This is a genomic window from Stutzerimonas sp. VN223-3 (genome assembly GCF_045999685.1).
In the GTDB taxonomy this organism is placed as follows: domain Bacteria; phylum Pseudomonadota; class Gammaproteobacteria; order Pseudomonadales; family Pseudomonadaceae; genus Stutzerimonas; species Stutzerimonas stutzeri_AR.
Genome location: NZ_RBEC01000003.1, coordinates 165,566 through 181,628, shown reverse-complemented (window position 1 = coordinate 181,628; position 16,063 = coordinate 165,566). Strand labels below are relative to the sequence as shown.

Genomic DNA, 16,063 nt, shown 5'->3' with positions numbered 1-16,063 from the left:
GGCTCGTTGCAAACTTTCACTATCGCTAAGTTTGTTAGCCGATGAATTCTTAAGCTATTGTTTTTTAAAGATTTTACTGGGGTGAGCAAAAACCCATCGATCTGATTGAAACCCGCATCAGGCGGGCGTTTGAGGCAATCATCCAGAATCTGTTCACAAGGTTATCCACAGCTTTTGTGGATAAGCCGCTAGGCCCAAATATGGCGGGCCTTTGAGAGAGGTAGCAGATGAAAGCACCTTGGAAATTTATGAAATATCTGCCGGTCGCACAGCGTGTTCTCGCCCATGGACGACTACCGGCGGTGCTCATTGCTGTAGCACATAAGAGTTCGTCTCGTGGTGGGTTCGTCAAAGGACTCAAGGAAGACTTAGGTTTACTCCAGGCGCTATGCGTAGCCTGGTGGAAAGGCGAGTACCGAGCGATTAGCAGGCCGGCCTTGGTAGCTGCAGTCGCCGGACTGCTGTACTTCCTTTCGCCCTTGGATGCGATACCAGACTGGCTTCCAGGGCTTGGATTCATTGATGACTTGGCTGTCCTTGGATGGGTGATGCGTAAGTGGTCTGATGAGTTGCAGGCGTTCCGCATTTGGCGAGATAGCCAATCGGCTGAGGTACAGGCAGAGATTGATCGCCTGCCAACGTCGGACGAGCCCATGGCTAAGGAAGTCAGCAGGCGCGAGCAGCGGCCGAACGTGAAGCGATACGACGAGAATTAATCCTTTAGTGCACTTAAATGCGCACGTCCCTTTCACTCTTTAGTGCGGTCTCTTTGGCTAAAAATACACGCACAGGCTGTTAATATCCGTTTTTGGATTGAGCAGTGAGCGAAGTAGGAAATGAACCTTCAGGTCATCATGCGTGACGGTATGCCGGAGTATGCCGTACTGCCTTGGGATGAATATCAGGCTCTTCTGAAGGCCGTTGGCAGACCTGCTGCGGCGTTGGCCGACACTGGGGCTCCAGTCGCTCTGCCACGTTTCAGTGAACTATCCGCCATGCGGGAGGCCAAGGGGATAAGCCAGGGGGATTTGGCTCGTTCCGTCGGCATCAGCCCTGCCTACCTGGCACTTATCGAAAGCGGTGATCGTGACCCCGATGAGGCCATACGCCGCGCACTGGCCCGCGCGATGGAGATTACGGGATGGGAGCAGGAAGCCTGAGAGACGCTGCGGCGTCGATTCGCATAAGTCGACCGCATTGGCAGGCCTTGCTGGATGAGCTGGCTGGCGCGCGGCGGCAACGTCATCTGGTTACCTATCGTGCTCTGGTCGAGCGACTTGAGCTTCCGGTGCCCGCCATGCAGACATTGACGGCTGCGCTAGAACACTTGGCGGCGCTTGATGCGCGCGCTGATCGCCCGTTGCGCAGCGCGCTGGTGATCAGTCAAGGCGCCAGCAGGCTACCTCGGACAGGCTTTTTTGAATGCGCCGCTCGCCTCGGGCGATTTTCAGGTTCTTCGGATGGGCCGGCTGCTGCCTCTTGGCATGCCGGAGAAGTCGCACGGGTATTTGAGTTCGATTACCCGGAGGTGCCGTGATGCTGCAGAAAATTCGGGCCCGAGCCGGTTACGTGATCGCACGCAAACTGATGGGCGCGCGCTGGGCTGTGCAGCAGCCAACGCTGTGGCGCTGGATGGAAGGCCAGTTTTCTCGCATGGCAGCGATCGGAAATACGAAAGCACAAAGTTTTTATGGCCACATCCTGCTTTTTCGCGGGCAGGGATACGGGGCCAGGAAAGAAGGCATCCGCTTGCTTCGCCTGGCTGCCGAGGGTGGTGACGCCAAAGCGGCTTATCAAATGGGCGTCGTCAGTCTCAGTGAGGACGCTACACATGGCCCGGATGGCGTTCAAGCGGCGCATTGGTGGTCACTTGCCGTCAAGGCTGGACATCCTTTGGCCGCGACCCGTCTGGCTCAGCTGTACGCAGTTGGCGGTCACGGGCTTACGGCTGATAAACAACAGGCGGAACGCTACAAGGCCAGCGCTGCGAAACTCGGACTTTGATCGCCAGGCTGGCGCTGCTCCGCATCGATAGTGTGAAGACTAAAGCCGGGCTTCTGTTTGGCCTGGCGCTTGGCTTCGGAGGCCAGCGCGGCGAGGCATGCGGCGTCGAGTTCGGCAACGGGATTTGGTCTGAGATGCACGGCACCAACCGAAAGTGAAAGCAAAGGATAGCGCTGCTGGCCGCCTTGCCGTCCCTCGGCAATGAAGCAACCTTGTGCGAGATGTTCGTTGCGGTAGAACGGCCGGCAACGCCGCTCGAACGCTTCGAACAGCCCGCGGATTCTTACTGGCCAGTCCTTTGAATTCATTACCAGCATGAAGTCATCGCCACCAATGTGGCCGACGAAGTCACAGCTCGAATCGACCTGCTCATCGAGGCAATGAGCAAGACACAACAGGATTTCATCACCCTTGGCGTAACCGTAGAGATCGTTGAAAGGCTTGAAGTGATCAATGTCCACGTAGCAGATCACTGCTTCATGGCCTTGTCGTAACAGGCGCATCAGGCACTGCTGAATCGGCACGTTTCCGGGTAGCAGAGTTAGCGGATTGGCGTGGCGCGCCTGTTGGATCTTCATTTCAGTGATCAGCTTGAGCACGTCGATTACTCGCCCCAATCCGTGATAACAACCGTTGCAGGTGATCACGAAGTCTTCGTCGATGCGCTGCCGGGCTCGGCTGGTCAGCAGCCGACTGACTTGTTGCAGGGATTGGCCTAGTTCTACCGCGAGAAAGTCATCGCTCATCAGTCTGCTGATGGGTTTGCGCGCCAGCAGGTCGGTTGCGAAGGGCTTGAGCAGGGCGTCGGACAGCAGGCTTCGATGGACGATGCCTACTGGAGTGTTCATCGCGTCGACCACCGCGACGGAGTTCAGATTCGCCTGCAGACGGAACAGCTCCAGCACATCGGCTATCGGGTGCGAGGCGGCAACCGAAGATTGTTTCAGTACCAGCGCGGACAGGTCTGGACTGTCCTCGTCGAGCCCCCCGCCGTTGTTGTCGGTGTTCGGAAGGAGAACGGCTACATCGGTGCCTGGTTCTTCTACGGGTCGACCCAGCAGATAACCCTGCACCAGATCGATGCCCATGTCCGACAAGATCCTGAGCTCTTCGCTCAGCTCGATACCTTCGGCAATTACCTGTGCTCGCGACGCTCTCGCAATCTTCATGATCGACTCGACGAATTCGCGTTTGACGGCGTCCCGGTGAATACCGTCGATGAAGTAGCGATCGATTTTGACGTAATCCGGGCGCAGCTCCGACCACATGCGCAGGCTGGAGTAGCCGGCGCCCAGGTCATCCAGCGCGATGGAGAACCCCATGTCGCGATAGTGATGCAGGGCCGCGTCAAGCAGTCCGAAATCGTCGGTAGGTGTCTGCTCGGTCAGCTCGATCACTACCTTGGCTGCAGGGATGCCATATTTCTGCAGAAGCTCCAGGGTGCGGCCCGGTTTATGGGTGGCGTCGAGCAAGGTTTCCGGCGACGCATTGAGGAACAATTTTCCCTGCAGCTGTTGCTGGCTGTAGCGGCGGCAGGCATTTTCGCGGCAAGTCATTTCCAGGTCGTTGAGCCGACCCGCGTGGCGAGCTGCAGCGAGCAGATTGATTGGCGAGTGAAGCGGCGTATTTGAGGGGCCGCGTGTCAACGCCTCGTAGCCGAGAATACGTCGCTCGGAGAGCGAAACAATGGGCTGGAAGAGGGTGGTGATGTCGCCGTGAGCGAGGATGTTATCCAGCGTGCTCAACTGCTCGGTGACGGTCATGGTGGTCTCGTCGGGGGTTGTTGAAATGCAAAAGGCCGCACAAATGGCGGCCCTTCGTATTTCACGACGCGATGATGTCATTTTGATGACATTGCGGTGCTACCGCTCGACAGAACCGTTCTTGGCCATCGCGTCCTGAAGCCCTAGATAGTCCAGCAGGATTCGCCCGCTCTCGGAGAGATAGGCGTCATCCTCGGGCTTGATCTTCTTTTCTTCAATTTGCGGTGTTGTTTCATCTTCCCGTTCGAGCTTGGCCAGCGGTTCCTCGCCTTTGGCCTTGCGCAGTGCGTTTTCGAGCGCAAGCTGGCGCTTCTCGATGCGCTGCTGCTGCGCCCGTCGTTTCTCTTCGTTGAGGCTCACGCTGGTCTCGTGCATGAGTTCCTGAGTCAGGGCGAGACGATCACGGGTGAATACGAAATCGGGGTTGTCACCGGTGCGTGCCTCGTGGCGCGCCTTGAGCTCAGCAAGAAATGGTTTGAATGGATTTATGTCCGGGTTGACTGCGGCGCGAATGCTGTCCCATGGCAGCGCCTCGGGTAGCGCGCTTTCGCCGATTTCCTTGGTGTCGACTTCGGCCGGATAAGAGATGTCCGGAATCACGCCCTGGTGCTGGGTGCTTTGCCCCGATACTCGATAGAACTTGGCGAGCGTGAGCTTCAATTCACCATGATTGAGTGGCTGCACGGTCTGCACGGTGCCCTTGCCGAAGGTCTGGCCACCGACAATCAGTGCTCGATGGTAGTCCTGCATCGCGCCAGCGAAAATCTCCGAGGCTGATGCTGACAGCCGGTTCACCAGTACGGCCAGCGGCCCCTTGTAGAAGGCTCCGACCTGCTCGTCCGCAAGTACATCGACACGACCATCACTATTACGAACCAGCACGGTCGGACCCTGATCGATGAACAGGCCGGTCAGCTCGGTAGCTTCTTGAAGCGAGCCGCCGCCATTGTTTCGCAGGTCAATGACGACGCCGTCGACCTTTTCCTCCTCCAGCTCGGTCAACAGTTTTTTTACGTCCCGGGTAGTGCTCTTGTAATTCTCGTCTCCGGCGCGAAGTGCTTTGAAGTCGAGATAAAACGCCGGAATCTCGATGATGCCAAGTTTGTACTCTCGGCCGTCGTGCTCGAGGTGGAGCACCGATTTCTTCGCCGCTTGTTCTTCGAGCTTGACGGCCTCGCGGGTAATGGCCACGACCTTGCTGCTTTGATCGTTAGGCGCGTTGCTTGCCGGAATGACTTCGAGACGAACAACCGAACCCTTGGGTCCACGGATCAGTTTTACTACCTCATCAAGGCGCCAGCCGATAACGTCGACTATCTCTTCGTTATTTTGGCCAACGCCGATGATCTTGTCGGCGGGCGCAATTTGCTTGCTCTTCTCGGCAGGTCCGGCTGGAACCAGGCGCACCACCTTGACGTGCTCGTTATCGCTCTGCAGCACGGCGCCAATGCCTTCCAGCGATAGGCTCATATTGATGTCGAAGTTTTCCGCATTGTCGGGCGAAAGATATTGGGTGTGCGGATCGTAGGATTGCGCGAACGCATTGATGTAAGTTTGAAATACATCTTCGCCACGGGTCTGCTCCAGGCGCGATAGCTGGTTCTTGTAGCGCTTGGTGAGTAGCTCCTCGATGGCCTTGGGTTCCTTGCCAGCGATCTTCAATCGCAGCACCTCATCCTTGACGCGTTTGCGCCAGAGCTCATCGAGCTCGGCAGCATTTTTGGGCCAGGCGGCATTCTCGCGATCGACGAGCAATTCTTCGTCAATGCTGAAATCGAAGCTGTCCACACCTTTTTCAAGCAGGCTCAGAGCGTATTGAAGTCGGCCTTGCAGGCGCTCCAGATGGACCTTGTAAATTGCAAAGCCGGGCTCTAGGTTGCCGTTCTTCAGAAAATTGTCGAATTCGCTGCGCCAGGCCTCGAACTCCGCCAAGTCGCCGGCTGTGAAATAGCTGCGCGATGGATCGAGCATTTCGATATAGCTGTCGAAGATCTTTGCCGAGCGGGCGTCGCTGAGCGGCGGCTTGTTGTAATGATGGCGCTTGAGCAGCTCGACCACGTTGAGGCTGGCAATGACCTGGTCACGGTCGGGTTGCAGATAATCCCAGTCATGTCCGTCGGCTGGTTTGGCCAGGATAGAGCTGGCCTGAAGACCTAGCAGCAGGGCTAGAAAACCAGCAGTCAATGATCGTTTCATTTCCAAGGGGCGACGCAAGGCTGGGTAATAACGCATATTAGGCCATCAATCAGGCGCCGGACGGGGGCCGCCCAGCGGAAAAAACAGCAGCCCGATGGTACCTGGCGGCTAGCACGCCGTGATGGAGATCGCGCCAGGCTGACAGGGCGAACCCCGGCCAAGACCTTTACCGGATCGGTAAACGATGGTTTTAGACGGGTGTAGCGCTATGTAGCCTGACGCAGCATTCATCAGCGGCCTGCACTGCCGACGAGTAACGGTTGAGCGGGCGCAGGTACGAACCACTATGGAGGCAGCATGAAGGCATTGCAAGGCGTTGAAGGACAGGTCGAGTGGGCAGAGCGCGTGGCTCCGGCGTGCGGTGAAGGGCAGGTGAGGATTCGGGTGGCGGCGGCGGGCCTGAACCGGGCGGATCTGTTGCAGCGCGCCGGTCATTATCCACCACCACCGAGCGTGACCGATATTCTTGGCTTGGAATGCGCCGGGGTGATCAGTGAAGTAGGTGCCAACGTTTCGCACAAGATTGGCGACCGGGTTTGCACATTGCTGGCAGGTGGCGGCATGGCGGAGGAGGTCGTGGTCGACGGCCGTCACGTGCTTCCGGTTCCGCAGGGACTATCCCTGACGGAGGCTGCGGTGATCCCAGAGGTCTATTCCACCGCCTGGCTGAATCTGTTTCGCCTGGGCGCGCTACAGCCTGGCGAAAAGGTCCTGCTGCATGCTGGTGCCAGTGGCGTCGGTTCGGCCGCGATTCAGCTCTGCAAAGCGTTCGATAATCCGTGCTGGGTCAGTGTCGGTTCGGCTGAACGTCTGGCCTATTGCGAATCGCTGGGTGCGCGTGGCGGCGTGCTGCGAGAGGAGTCGCTAGAAGCGCTTCGCGATTTCGGGGCGTTTGACATGATCCTCGATCCGGTCGGCGGCAAGTACGCGGCAATCAATACACAGCTGCTCGCAACGGACGGGCGTTGGGTAATCATCGGTCTGATGGGCGGGCGCAAGGCGGAGATGGATCTGGCCGGTCTGCTGGCCAAGCGCATCCAGCTGATTGGCTCGACGCTGCGCAGCCGCGACGCCGATTACAAGGCCGGCTTGCTGGCGGAAATGTACGAGAAGTTGTGGCCGCTGTTTGCTGACAAGACGCTTTCGCCTCAGCTGGAGCGGAGTTTCCCAATTCGCGATGCGGAGGCCGCATTCGCTGCCTTGGCTAGCAATCAGGTCTCGGGCAAGGTTGCGCTGGTGATTGACGGCAGTCTCAAGTGAGCGACCCGGGCACGGATTACGTGCCCGGATGTGCGCTGGTCAAGGTAGCTCAGTGCTCGAATAAAAGGCGCTGAGCACTTTGACCAGGTGTGCCAGATCTTGACTACCAGCCAGCTCTCGAATGGAGTGCATGCCGAAGGTCGGCAGGCCGATGTCCACGGTTCGCACGCCAAGCTGGCTGGCCGTGATGGGGCCGATGGTCGAGCCGCAACCCATGTCGCTGCGGGTGACGAAGCTTTGTACCGATACCTCGTTCTCCAGGCAGAGATGACGGAAGAAGCCTGCGGTTTCGCTGCTGGTGGCGTAACGCTGATTGCTGTTGACCTTGATCACCGGACCGGCGTTTAGTTTCGGCCCGTGGTTGCCGTCGTGCTTGTCGGCGTAGTTGGGGTGCACCGCATGCGCGTTATCGGCCGAAATCAGCAGTGAGCGGTTGATGCTGCGCTGAAATGCTTCGCCTTCGGGCAACACGCGACGCAGCACCTGCTCCAAGAAAGGCCCGTCCGCACCGCACATCGAGGTGGAACCCACTTCCTCGTGATCGGTGCAGACCAGCACGCAGGTTTCGTCCGAGCCGGCCCGCAGCAGCGCTTGCAGCCCGGCGAAGCATGACAACAGGTTGTCCAGTCGGGCACCGGCAATAAACTCACCGTTGAGGCCGATGACCGCGGCGGACTGGGTGTCGTAGAAACTCAACTCGAAGTCCAGCACCACGTCGGCGACCAGGCCGTGTTCGCGGCTGAGCTGGTCGGCCAGCAATGCCCGGAAATCTGGGCTTTCCTCGCTGGCGATTTGCGCCAATATCGGCGGTAGCTCGTTCTGCGGGTTGATCGCCCAGCCCTGGTTGGCTTCGCGGTTCAGGTGAATGGCGAGACTTGGGATCACGGCAATCGGTAGCTTGAAATCGATCAGCTGGCTTTCGATCCGACCGTCGCGACTGTAGGTGACGCGCCCGGCCAATGACAGATCGCGGTCGAACCAGGGCGCCAGTAGCGCGCCGCCATAGACTTCCACGCCCAGCTGCCAAAACCCTTGGCGCTGCAGTTCCGGCTGCGGCTTGACCCGCAAGCAGGGACTGTCCGTGTGGGCGCCAACCAGGCGCATCCCATGCTCGATAACCGACTTGCTGCCAAGCTGGAAAGCAATGATCGCGGAGTCGTTACGAGTGACGTAATAACGACCGCCAGGCTCGGTGTGCCACGTCTCGCTTTCGTCCAGCGCCTTGTACCCGGCTGCCTGCAAATTGCGGGCGAGACTACGAGTGGCATGAAACGGTGTGGGAGAGGCCTTGAGGTAATCGATCAGACCCTGGTTGAGTTCTTCGCGCATGATTGGCTCCAGACGGCAATGGCTTGGAGTTTATCGTATTGGGAAGCCTCAGGAGGCTAGGGACTGCGCAGAACGCATCAGGCAACGAAGATATGGGCTGCCTTTTGTTCAGCCTCCAGCCTCAGCGGCTTCCTAGAAGGGTGCCGGGCAATCGAAGCGTAAACGCACGCCCGTTTGCGGGTGGGTCAGAGCGAGCATGCTGGCGTGCAGGCATAACCGATCATGTGCGGCCAACGCTTGTTCGTGTGCATAGAGGCGGTCGCCGAGCAGCGGATGACCGATCGATAGCATATGCACGCGCAGCTGATGCGAGCGTCCGGTGATCGGTGTCAATTCGACTCGACTGTAATGGCCGCAGCGTTCGAGCACGCGCCAGTAAGTCAGTGCGTGCTTACCCAGCTCATGGTCTACGACGTGCCGCGGTTTGGTCGGCGGATCGTAGCGCAGCGGCAGGTCGATGCTTCCACTGTCCTGTTCCGGCTCGCCCCAGCACAGCGCGGTGTAGGCCTTTTCCGTCTCGCGATCGTGGAACTGTCGTGACAGCTCGCGATGAGTGTCCGCGTCGCGCGCCAGCACGATCAGGCCGGAGGTTTCCCAGTCCAGACGATGGACGATACGGGCTTCCGGGTAGCCGTTCTCCTGCAAGCGGGTAACCAGGCAATCCTTATTGTCATCGGCGCGGCCGGGGACGGAGAGGAGCAGGGTGGGTTTGTTGATCACCAGCAGGGCGGGGTGCTGGTGGACGAACTGGATATTGCTCAGAGGCATCTTGGAATTCCGGAAACGAAATCGGCGACCGAAGTCGCCGATGAAACCTGTCGCAGCACAAGCGAGCCTGCCGCTGCCAGGGATCGATCAACGATCCGGCAGGGTGATGTTCAGCTCGAGGATCGAACAGCTGCCCTGATCTTCCAGGGCGACCTGAACTTGATCGCTGTCGATGTTGACGTACTTGCGAATCACCTCGACCAGTTCCTTCTGCAGGGCTGGTAGGTAATCCGGCTGTGTACGCTGGCCGCGCTCATGGGCGACGATGATCTGCAGGCGTTCCTTGGCGATGTTGGCAGGCGTTTCCTTCTTCTTGCGTTCACGAAAGAAGTCGAGGAGGTTCATTCGCGGCCTCCAAACAGGCGTTGCAGGAAGCCCTGCTTCTTCACGTCAAGGAAGCGATGATCCACATCCTTGCCCAGCAGTCGGTCGACGGCGTCGCTATAGGCCTGGCCGGCGTCGCTCTGGTCATCGAGGATGACCGGTACACCCTGGTTGGATGCCTTGAGTACAGCTTGGGATTCAGGGATAACGCCCAGCAGGCGGATAGACAGGATTTCTTCGACATCCTCGACGCCGAGCATTTCGCCTTTGACTACCCGTTCAGGGTTGTAGCGGGTCAGCAGCAGATGTTCCTTGATCGAATCTTCACCGTTTTCAGCGCGGCGGGACTTGCTCGCCAGCAGACCGAGCATACGATCCGAATCGCGAACCGAGGACACCTCGGGGTTGGTCACGACGATGGCTTCATCGGCGAAATACATCGCCAGGTGTGCGCCTTTCTCGATACCGGCAGGGGAGTCGCAAATGACGAACTCGAAGGTTTTGGCCAGCTCGTCGATTACCTTGCCGACGCCTTCGAGTGTCAGAGCGTCCTTGTCACGAGTCTGGCTGGCGGCCAGTACATAAAGGTTCTCGAGACGCTTGTCTTTGATCAGGGCCTGGGTGAGGGTGGCGTCGCCCTGAATGACGTTGACGAAGTCATACACTACACGGCGCTCGCAGCCCATTATCAGGTCCAGGTTACGCAGGCCAACGTCGAAGTCGACGATGACGGTCTTGTGGCCGCGCAGGGCGAGGCCGGTACCGATGGCGGCGCTGGTAGTGGTTTTACCGACGCCACCTTTGCCGGAAGTGACTACGAGGATCTTGGCCAAGGTGATTCACCCTAAATATGGAAATCGGGACCGTAGCCGATTCGGCTCACGGTAAGCCCGTTTTGGTGCTTGAAAATTCGCGGAAGTATCCGTTAAAGGCGGGTGATGTTCAACACGTCGCCAGATAGCTTCATCTGTACTGCTTCGGTCCATAAAGGGTCGCGTCGCAGGTCTTCTGCGACCTTGTACTGACCGGCGATGGAGACCATCTCGGCGGCAAGCTGCTGACAGAATATTCGCGCGTTGGTGTCGCCCTTGATGCCGGCGAGGGCGCGACCGCGCAACGGACCGTAGACATGGATGTTTCCATCGGCGAGAAGTTCCGCGCCTGGGCTGACAGCGGCAAGTACGACCAGATCGCCACCCTGGGCATAGACCTGTTGGCCGCCGCGGATCGGCGTGGTGACGACGCGAGTAGGCCGGTAGGCCGGTTCGGCGGGCTTGGCCGGTTGCGCAGCGGCCTTGCTGGAGATGTCCAGCTTGCGTTCCTTGGCTCCAGACGGCGGCAATACGGGTAGATCAAGCGTGCCTGCTGCTGCGATGATCTGCGGGTCGCCGGCACGCAGCGCCAGAGTGCGCAGGCCGTGCTTGCGGCAGAGAGCGATGAGCGCGGGAAGATCGAGATCGCAGTTGGCCGGAAGCTTGTCCAGCGCGAGCACCAACGGCGTGTTGTTGAAAAAGTCCGGTGCTTGTTCGACCTTCACGGCGAGCTGCCGATCGAGACGCTCCAAGTCGTTCTGTGCCAGTTCCAGTATGGTGATGGCCAGCATGCTGCCCTTGAGCTGGAATACGGGGGCTTGGTCGGAAAGATCGGCTTGGCTCATGGTCTGCCTGCTGCGGTAAATGGCGAGGACTTATAGCGGGGCAAGCCGCGGCCTGCAAGTGCCGTCAGCCTGATCGGACGGATGCCGTGCATCGAGACGCAGCCGCATGCGTAGGCGATTTATCGCTAGAATGCGCGCTTTTACCGGTTCGAGCTTGCTGATGGATCGTCCTCGTTTTCACACATCCTTTCTTCATCCACGTTTCTGGCTGCTTTGGCTGGGCCTGGGTTTGTTGTGGCTGGTGGTCCAGCTGCCTTATCGGGCATTGCTGCTACTTGGGCGCGGCCTCGGTGCGCTGATGTACCGCGTTGCCCGTTCGCGTCGACATATTGCGCGGCGCAACCTGCAATTGTGTTTCCCCGAGATGAACGAGAAAGAGCGCGAGCGGCTGTTGCGCGAGAACTTCGCCTCGACCGGTATCGCCTTTTTTGAAATGGCCATGAGCTGGTGGTGGCCAAAGGCGCGCTTGCAGCGATTGGCGCAAATCGAGGGTCTGGAGCATCTGCAGCAGGCGCAGGCCGAGGGGCAGGGCGTAATCCTCATGGCGCTGCATTTCACCACGCTGGAAATCGGCGCAGCCTTGTTGAGTCAGCGTCACACCATCGACGGCATGTATCGTGAGCACAACAATGCGGTGTTCGACTTCGTCCAGCGACGCGGGCGCGAGCGGCACAATCTAGATGCCAGCGCCATCGAACGTGAAGACGTACGGGCGATGCTCAAGGTACTGCGTGCCGGTCGGGCTATCTGGTATGCGCCGGATCAGGATTACGGACGCAAGCAAAGCCTTTTCGTCCCCTGGTTCGGCATTAATGCAGCAACCGTGACGGCTACTACCAAGTTTGCCCGCCTCGGCAAGGCGCGTGTCGTTCCGTATACGCAGGAGCGCCTTGGCGATGGCTCCGGCTACAGATTGGTGATTCATCCGCCGCTGGCTGATTTCCCCGGTGAAAGCGAGGAAGCCGACTGCCGACGCATCAACGAGTGGGTCGAAGACGCGGTTCGGCAACGTCCTGAACAGTACCTTTGGGCTCACCGCCGCTTCAAGACGCGCCCGGTGGGTGAGCCGAGTCTTTACCGTAAGCTGCCGAAAAAGCCCATCACTCCGTAAGAATGCCGTCGCGGAAATCGCGCAAGGCCTGTTCGATCTCCTCCCGGCTGTTCATCACGAAGGGACCGTACTGGACGATCGGCTCGCCTATGGGGCGGCCTGCCAGAAGCAGCACACGAGCCCCCTGGCCGGTTGTCAGCTCCAGCTCGCCCTGCTCGGACAGCCTGGCCAGCTGATTCCTGGCAATGCTTTGCCCAGCAACCGAAATTTCGCCCTCGAACACATAAAGCATCAGCCGATGCCCATCGGCAATTCTCGGGCTTATGCGAGCGCCGGCAGGCATGTGCAAATCGAACAGCTGCGGGTCGGTGTCTGGTCGTTGCACTGCGCCTGGCTGCTCGATGCCTTCGGCCTGGAATCGCCCAGCGATGATCACCGCTTCGACGCCGCTCGACAGCCTGACATGAGGTATTTCCGCAGGCGCGAAGTCCCGGTAGTCCGGGTCGCTCATCTTGCTTTTCGCCGGTAGGTTCAGCCACAGCTGAAAGCCACGCATCACGCCGCGTTCCTGCTGCGGCATTTCACTGTGAACCACCCCGCGCGCCGCAGTCATCCATTGCACGCCGCCGCTTTCGAGCAAGCCGACATTGCCCAGGTGGTCTTCGTGGCGCATGCGGCCCTCGATCATGTAGGTGATCGTTTCGAAGCCGCGGTGCGGGTGCGGCGGGAAGCCAGCGATGTACTCATCCGGGTTGTCCGAGCCGAACTCGTCGAGCATCAGAAAGGGATCGAATCGCTCCGGCGTGGCGCCGCCGAACAGGCGGGTCAGGCTTACACCGGCGCCGTCAGAGGTGGCGCGGCCGGTGCTGATGGCGAGAATTTCACGTATGGGCATGACAGGTCACTCCGCTGCTGATTGAGCGAAGATTACCTCTCACTAGCCGATCGAAAGATGCGAAATTCCTGTGCTTCCTATCGAAGCATTCGATTACTCCTCGATTTGCAGCTCCCGCGCCCGAGTGTAGACGTAGCGGACTTTTTCATACTCGAAGGGCGAGTTGAGCTGGCCATAGCGAAGATTCGTGGTGTGACGGATGTCGATCAGCCGCAGCGCGGTAAGGCCGAACTCGCCGCCGCTGGCCTCGGCGTAGTTGAAATAGTCGACCTGCTGCTCGATGCCGAAATCTGCTACCTGCCCGGCGGTGTCCCGCAGGTTCGACGGGCCAAGCGCCGGAAGAATCAGATAGGGCCCGTGCGGGACGCCATAAAAGCCTAGTGTCTGGCCGAAGTCCTCGTTATAACGTGGGAGCCCCATCAACGTGGCCGGGTCCCAGATGCCGCCTACGCCGAGGATCGTGTTGAACAGCAACCGCGCCGTGGTACTCATCGCGCGCTCGCCCTTGAGTTGCGCAACGCTGTTGAACAGTGTCGGTATCTCGCCGAGGTTGTCGAAAAAGTTGCTCACGCCGGTGCGCACGATACGCGGGGTGACATAACGGTAGCCGCGGACCACCGGCAGCATCACCCACTGATCCAGGCGATAGTTGAAGTAATACATGCGCCGGTTCAGCGACTCCCAGGGATCATAGATGTTCAGGGCGTCGAAGGTGGCGCGCTCGAACTCCTGCTGGTCCAGCCCCGGGTTGAACTCCAAATTGCGCAGCGGATGGGTGAAACCGTCCTCATCGGCAATTGGCGTCTGGGCATGGGCGATGCCGCTAGCCAACAGCAGCAGTGCAAGCAGTTGACGTCTAACCACGGAAGAACTCCAGCATGTCTTGGGCGTTGACCCGGTAATTGAGGTTGCCGCAATGGCCTCCTCGTGGGTAAAGCGTCATGCGGTCGCCGAATGTCCGTCGCAGGAAGCCGAGATCGCCGGCGCCGAGGATGATGTCGTCAGCGTTGTGCATGACAGCAATCTTCGGGCTCGTACGCAGGTAATCTTCCAGTGCGTAAAGGCTGACCTGATCTATTAGCTGTGCCAGGCTGCCGCCGTCCTGCTGTGCGCGCCACATGGGGATGAGCTGTTCGGTGATGTAGCAATCGAAGTCACAGAGCAGTGAGCGGCGAAAGAACGGTTCGAGGCTGGTGCCCTCGTCGATCGGGTACTCGGGTGGCACGATCAGTCCGCGTCGGTTGATCAGATCGGAGGTAAAGACAATGTCGGCAGCGGAAAAGCGGAACACCGAGCCGATCAGCATCGCCATTTGCTCGTCGGTCAGTCGCAGGGCCGATTGCTGGAAGTCGAATAGCATGGCCTCATCGAGGTTGATCGCACCTTTCTCACGGTAGTAGCGCGTGAGCTTTTCCAGAATGACCTCATAAAAGGTGGTGGTGCTGTCGATCGCCTCGACCTGGGTCTGCACCAGCTTGTCGAGATTGTTGATGGAGGTGTAGAGGTTCACCGGCGGGTTGAGCATCAGCACCCGCTTGAAGTTGAAGCTCTGTCGGGTCTCGTCGAGTTTGCTGACGAAAGCCGCATTGAGAGCGCCGAGGCTGTAGCCGGTGAGATTGAATTCGGTTACCGGCAGGTCATGCTGCTGCGCCCGGACCGCCTGCATTACTCGATACAGGTCCTTGGCATCGCCAGGGCTGTAGCCTGGGGTGGCGTAGCGCGAGGCGGCGGCGATGAAGTCGAAGCTGGTCGGCGAGGACAGCTGTACCACGTGGTAGCCAGCCCCGTAGAACAATCGCTTCAGCGACTCGGTTTTTGCCGACGCGTAGCTCGCACCAGTGCCGGAAATGATGAACATCAGCGGGGCTGGGCCGGGTTGCCGAGCCAAGCGGTAGGTCAGCCGCGTAACTGCCCAGAAGTTTTCCGGCAGGATGAATTCGCGTTCGGGGCGCAACCGCAGGCTGTAGTCCGCCTGATCGATGTCGTCATCACTGGGTACGTCGGCGCGCAACGCGGCGGGAGTCGTGGCGATCGTCGCTTCGAATGGGTTGCTCAACGGGTAGCCATACTCCTCGATGCTGATATCCGCAGCGTGGGCAGGCATTACGACCAGCGTGAGCAACGCGGTCAGGCACAGCAGCAATCGCATGAAAGGGTTCTCCGGTGACGGCTTTGAGTGGTCGAAAAGCTCGGGATGCTTCGGGTTCAGCCGCTGATTGTACGGGTTGTAGTCGTCGCCGAATCTTGGCGTGGCAGGCTTCGGGCGACGCCATCAGCGTTCTGGTCATTGAGCCCTTGCGATAGCACGCTCGGCGCAAGCGCGCCCATCATTGACCACAATTAAGCCGTCTGGTTGCGCTGAGTGCCAGCCGAGATGGCAAAAAGCCTGTTCACGGTGCGCTACGACTGAGACCGTAGCGATTAACGAAGCTGGAAGGCTAGGGCGCATCTACCCAAGCCGCGTCCTATTTGCCGCCGCTGCGAACCGAATCAGGCCTGATGATGCAGCCAGGCATGGGCGGGAATTGCGCCGCGCGCGCGCTGACGCTTATCCAGGCGCTGCCAGATCTTCTCGTGAAAATAGAAGCCCACCGAATTGCAGAGCGGTTCGATCGCCGCTACCAGACCACCCGCAGCGAGGCTTCCCGTCAAGGCATAGGTCACCGAAAAGGCGATGCAGAAGTGCATCAAAGTGAAGGTTATGGTCTTGGTCATGGGCGGCTCCGAGCGGTAATCGAGAATAGTTCTCTGTTGTTGTGAAGTCTGGCCCCGCCATGCTGCGGTGAGAAATCGTCGCGTTTGATACCCGGCATAGG

17 protein-coding genes are annotated in these 16,063 nt (G+C 59.2%); 6 read left to right on the top strand and 11 right to left on the bottom strand.

What is annotated here, in order from left to right; all coding sequences use genetic code 11:
- Positions 1-227 precede the first annotated feature (227 nt).
- The 4 genes from D7241_RS16635 to D7241_RS16620 all read left to right on the top strand — a co-directional run bounded on the left by D7241_RS16635 (position 228) and on the right by D7241_RS16620 (position 2,004).
- Entirely contained in the window at positions 228-716 is a 489-nt protein-coding gene (locus D7241_RS16635; protein ID WP_408102468.1) for a YkvA family protein, read from the top strand.
- A gap of 120 nt (positions 717-836) precedes the next feature.
- Positions 837-1,160 (top strand): multiprotein-bridging factor 1 family protein, encoded by a 324-nt coding sequence (locus D7241_RS16630; protein ID WP_408102467.1) that lies wholly within the window; start codon positions 837-839, stop codon positions 1,158-1,160.
- Complete coding sequence (locus D7241_RS16625; protein WP_255978642.1) at positions 1,142-1,537, top strand: hypothetical protein; 396 nt, start codon at positions 1,142-1,144, stop codon at positions 1,535-1,537. The genes D7241_RS16630 and D7241_RS16625 overlap by 19 nt, the downstream gene beginning before the upstream one ends.
- Positions 1,537-2,004: a sel1 repeat family protein gene (locus D7241_RS16620; protein ID WP_408102466.1), complete on the top strand. Its 468-nt coding sequence runs from the start codon at positions 1,537-1,539 to the stop codon at positions 2,002-2,004. Before D7241_RS16625 ends, D7241_RS16620 begins: the two co-directional genes overlap by 1 nt.
- Here the strand turns inward: D7241_RS16620 and D7241_RS16615 are convergent.
- The gene (locus D7241_RS16615) at positions 1,971-3,767 is read right to left on the bottom strand and encodes a bifunctional diguanylate cyclase/phosphodiesterase (protein WP_408102465.1); all 1,797 of its coding nucleotides are present in this window, start codon (positions 3,765-3,767) and stop codon (positions 1,971-1,973) included. The genes D7241_RS16620 and D7241_RS16615 overlap by 34 nt on opposite strands.
- Positions 3,768-3,866: 99 nt before the next feature.
- Positions 3,867-5,963 (bottom strand): carboxy terminal-processing peptidase, encoded by a 2,097-nt coding sequence (locus D7241_RS16610; RefSeq protein WP_408102948.1) that lies wholly within the window; start codon positions 5,961-5,963, stop codon positions 3,867-3,869.
- Between the two features lie 297 nt (positions 5,964-6,260).
- On the opposite strand from D7241_RS16610, the gene D7241_RS16605 reads away from it, so the two are divergent.
- Positions 6,261-7,223: an NAD(P)H-quinone oxidoreductase gene (locus D7241_RS16605; protein WP_408102464.1), complete on the top strand. Its 963-nt coding sequence runs from the start codon at positions 6,261-6,263 to the stop codon at positions 7,221-7,223.
- Positions 7,224-7,262: 39 nt separating this feature from the next.
- On the opposite strand, the gene D7241_RS16600 is transcribed toward D7241_RS16605, so the two are convergent.
- The 5 genes from D7241_RS16600 to minC all read right to left on the bottom strand — a co-directional run bounded on the left by D7241_RS16600 (position 7,263) and on the right by minC (position 11,301).
- The gene (locus D7241_RS16600) at positions 7,263-8,552 is read right to left on the bottom strand and encodes a M18 family aminopeptidase (RefSeq protein WP_408102463.1); all 1,290 of its coding nucleotides are present in this window, start codon (positions 8,550-8,552) and stop codon (positions 7,263-7,265) included.
- Positions 8,553-8,684: 132 nt separating this feature from the next.
- Positions 8,685-9,320 (bottom strand): RluA family pseudouridine synthase, encoded by a 636-nt coding sequence (locus D7241_RS16595; RefSeq protein ID WP_408102462.1) that lies wholly within the window; start codon positions 9,318-9,320, stop codon positions 8,685-8,687.
- Positions 9,321-9,407: 87 nt separating this feature from the next.
- Positions 9,408-9,665: a cell division topological specificity factor MinE gene (gene minE, locus D7241_RS16590; RefSeq protein ID WP_019341568.1), complete on the bottom strand. Its 258-nt coding sequence runs from the start codon at positions 9,663-9,665 to the stop codon at positions 9,408-9,410.
- Positions 9,662-10,477: a septum site-determining protein MinD gene (gene minD, locus D7241_RS16585; RefSeq protein ID WP_255978625.1), complete on the bottom strand. Its 816-nt coding sequence runs from the start codon at positions 10,475-10,477 to the stop codon at positions 9,662-9,664. The genes minE and minD overlap by 4 nt, the downstream gene beginning before the upstream one ends.
- A gap of 92 nt (positions 10,478-10,569) precedes the next feature.
- Positions 10,570-11,301, bottom strand: coding sequence for a septum site-determining protein MinC (gene minC / locus D7241_RS16580; RefSeq protein ID WP_408102461.1), 732 nt, complete (start codon positions 11,299-11,301; stop codon positions 10,570-10,572).
- Positions 11,302-11,461: 160 nt separating this feature from the next.
- On the opposite strand from minC, the gene D7241_RS16575 reads away from it, so the two are divergent.
- Entirely contained in the window at positions 11,462-12,412 is a 951-nt protein-coding gene (locus D7241_RS16575) for a lipid A biosynthesis lauroyl acyltransferase (protein WP_255978619.1), read from the top strand.
- Here D7241_RS16575 and D7241_RS16570 read toward each other — a convergent pair.
- The 4 genes from D7241_RS16570 to D7241_RS16555 all read right to left on the bottom strand — a co-directional run bounded on the left by D7241_RS16570 (position 12,402) and on the right by D7241_RS16555 (position 15,962).
- Positions 12,402-13,247: a pirin family protein gene (locus tag D7241_RS16570; RefSeq protein ID WP_408102460.1), complete on the bottom strand. Its 846-nt coding sequence runs from the start codon at positions 13,245-13,247 to the stop codon at positions 12,402-12,404. The genes D7241_RS16575 and D7241_RS16570 overlap by 11 nt on opposite strands.
- Positions 13,248-13,340: 93 nt before the next feature.
- Positions 13,341-14,096, bottom strand: a complete 756-nt coding sequence (locus tag D7241_RS16565) for a VacJ family lipoprotein (RefSeq protein ID WP_408102947.1) — start codon at positions 14,094-14,096, stop codon at positions 13,341-13,343.
- 7 nt (positions 14,097-14,103) lie between these two features.
- On the bottom strand, positions 14,104-15,396 hold the full coding sequence (locus D7241_RS16560; RefSeq protein WP_408102459.1) for a serine/threonine protein kinase: 1,293 nt from the start codon (positions 15,394-15,396) through the stop codon (positions 14,104-14,106).
- Between the two features lie 341 nt (positions 15,397-15,737).
- A complete protein-coding gene (locus tag D7241_RS16555) occupies positions 15,738-15,962 on the bottom strand; it encodes a DUF2061 domain-containing protein (protein WP_255978614.1) in 225 nt (74 codons plus the stop codon).
- Positions 15,963-16,063 lie beyond the last annotated feature (101 nt).

Excerpts from the sequence above, each read along its gene's own strand:
- minE (WP_019341568.1), bottom strand. The coding sequence starts at position 9,665 with ATGAACCTCCTCGACTTCTTTCGTGAACGCAAGAAGAAGGAAACGCCT.
- D7241_RS16610 (WP_408102948.1), bottom strand. The coding sequence starts at position 5,963 with ATGAAACGATCATTGACTGCTGGTTTTCTAGCCCTGCTGCTAGGTCTT.
- D7241_RS16625 (WP_255978642.1), top strand. The coding sequence starts at position 1,142 with ATGGGAGCAGGAAGCCTGAGAGACGCTGCGGCGTCGATTCGCATAAGT.
- D7241_RS16560 (WP_408102459.1), bottom strand. The coding sequence starts at position 15,396 with ATGCGATTGCTGCTGTGCCTGACCGCGTTGCTCACGCTGGTCGTAATG.
- D7241_RS16570 (WP_408102460.1), bottom strand. The coding sequence starts at position 13,247 with ATGCCCATACGTGAAATTCTCGCCATCAGCACCGGCCGCGCCACCTCT.
- D7241_RS16605 (WP_408102464.1), top strand. The coding sequence starts at position 6,261 with ATGAAGGCATTGCAAGGCGTTGAAGGACAGGTCGAGTGGGCAGAGCGC.
- D7241_RS16630 (WP_408102467.1), top strand. The coding sequence starts at position 837 with ATGAACCTTCAGGTCATCATGCGTGACGGTATGCCGGAGTATGCCGTA.
- D7241_RS16620 (WP_408102466.1), top strand. The coding sequence starts at position 1,537 with ATGCTGCAGAAAATTCGGGCCCGAGCCGGTTACGTGATCGCACGCAAA.
- D7241_RS16615 (WP_408102465.1), bottom strand. The coding sequence starts at position 3,767 with ATGACCGTCACCGAGCAGTTGAGCACGCTGGATAACATCCTCGCTCAC.
- D7241_RS16595 (WP_408102462.1), bottom strand. The coding sequence starts at position 9,320 with ATGCCTCTGAGCAATATCCAGTTCGTCCACCAGCACCCCGCCCTGCTG.
- D7241_RS16555 (WP_255978614.1), bottom strand. The coding sequence starts at position 15,962 with ATGACCAAGACCATAACCTTCACTTTGATGCACTTCTGCATCGCCTTT.
- minC (WP_408102461.1), bottom strand. The coding sequence starts at position 11,301 with ATGAGCCAAGCCGATCTTTCCGACCAAGCCCCCGTATTCCAGCTCAAG.
- D7241_RS16600 (WP_408102463.1), bottom strand. The coding sequence starts at position 8,552 with ATGCGCGAAGAACTCAACCAGGGTCTGATCGATTACCTCAAGGCCTCT.
- D7241_RS16635 (WP_408102468.1), top strand. The coding sequence starts at position 228 with ATGAAAGCACCTTGGAAATTTATGAAATATCTGCCGGTCGCACAGCGT.
- D7241_RS16575 (WP_255978619.1), top strand. The coding sequence starts at position 11,462 with ATGGATCGTCCTCGTTTTCACACATCCTTTCTTCATCCACGTTTCTGG.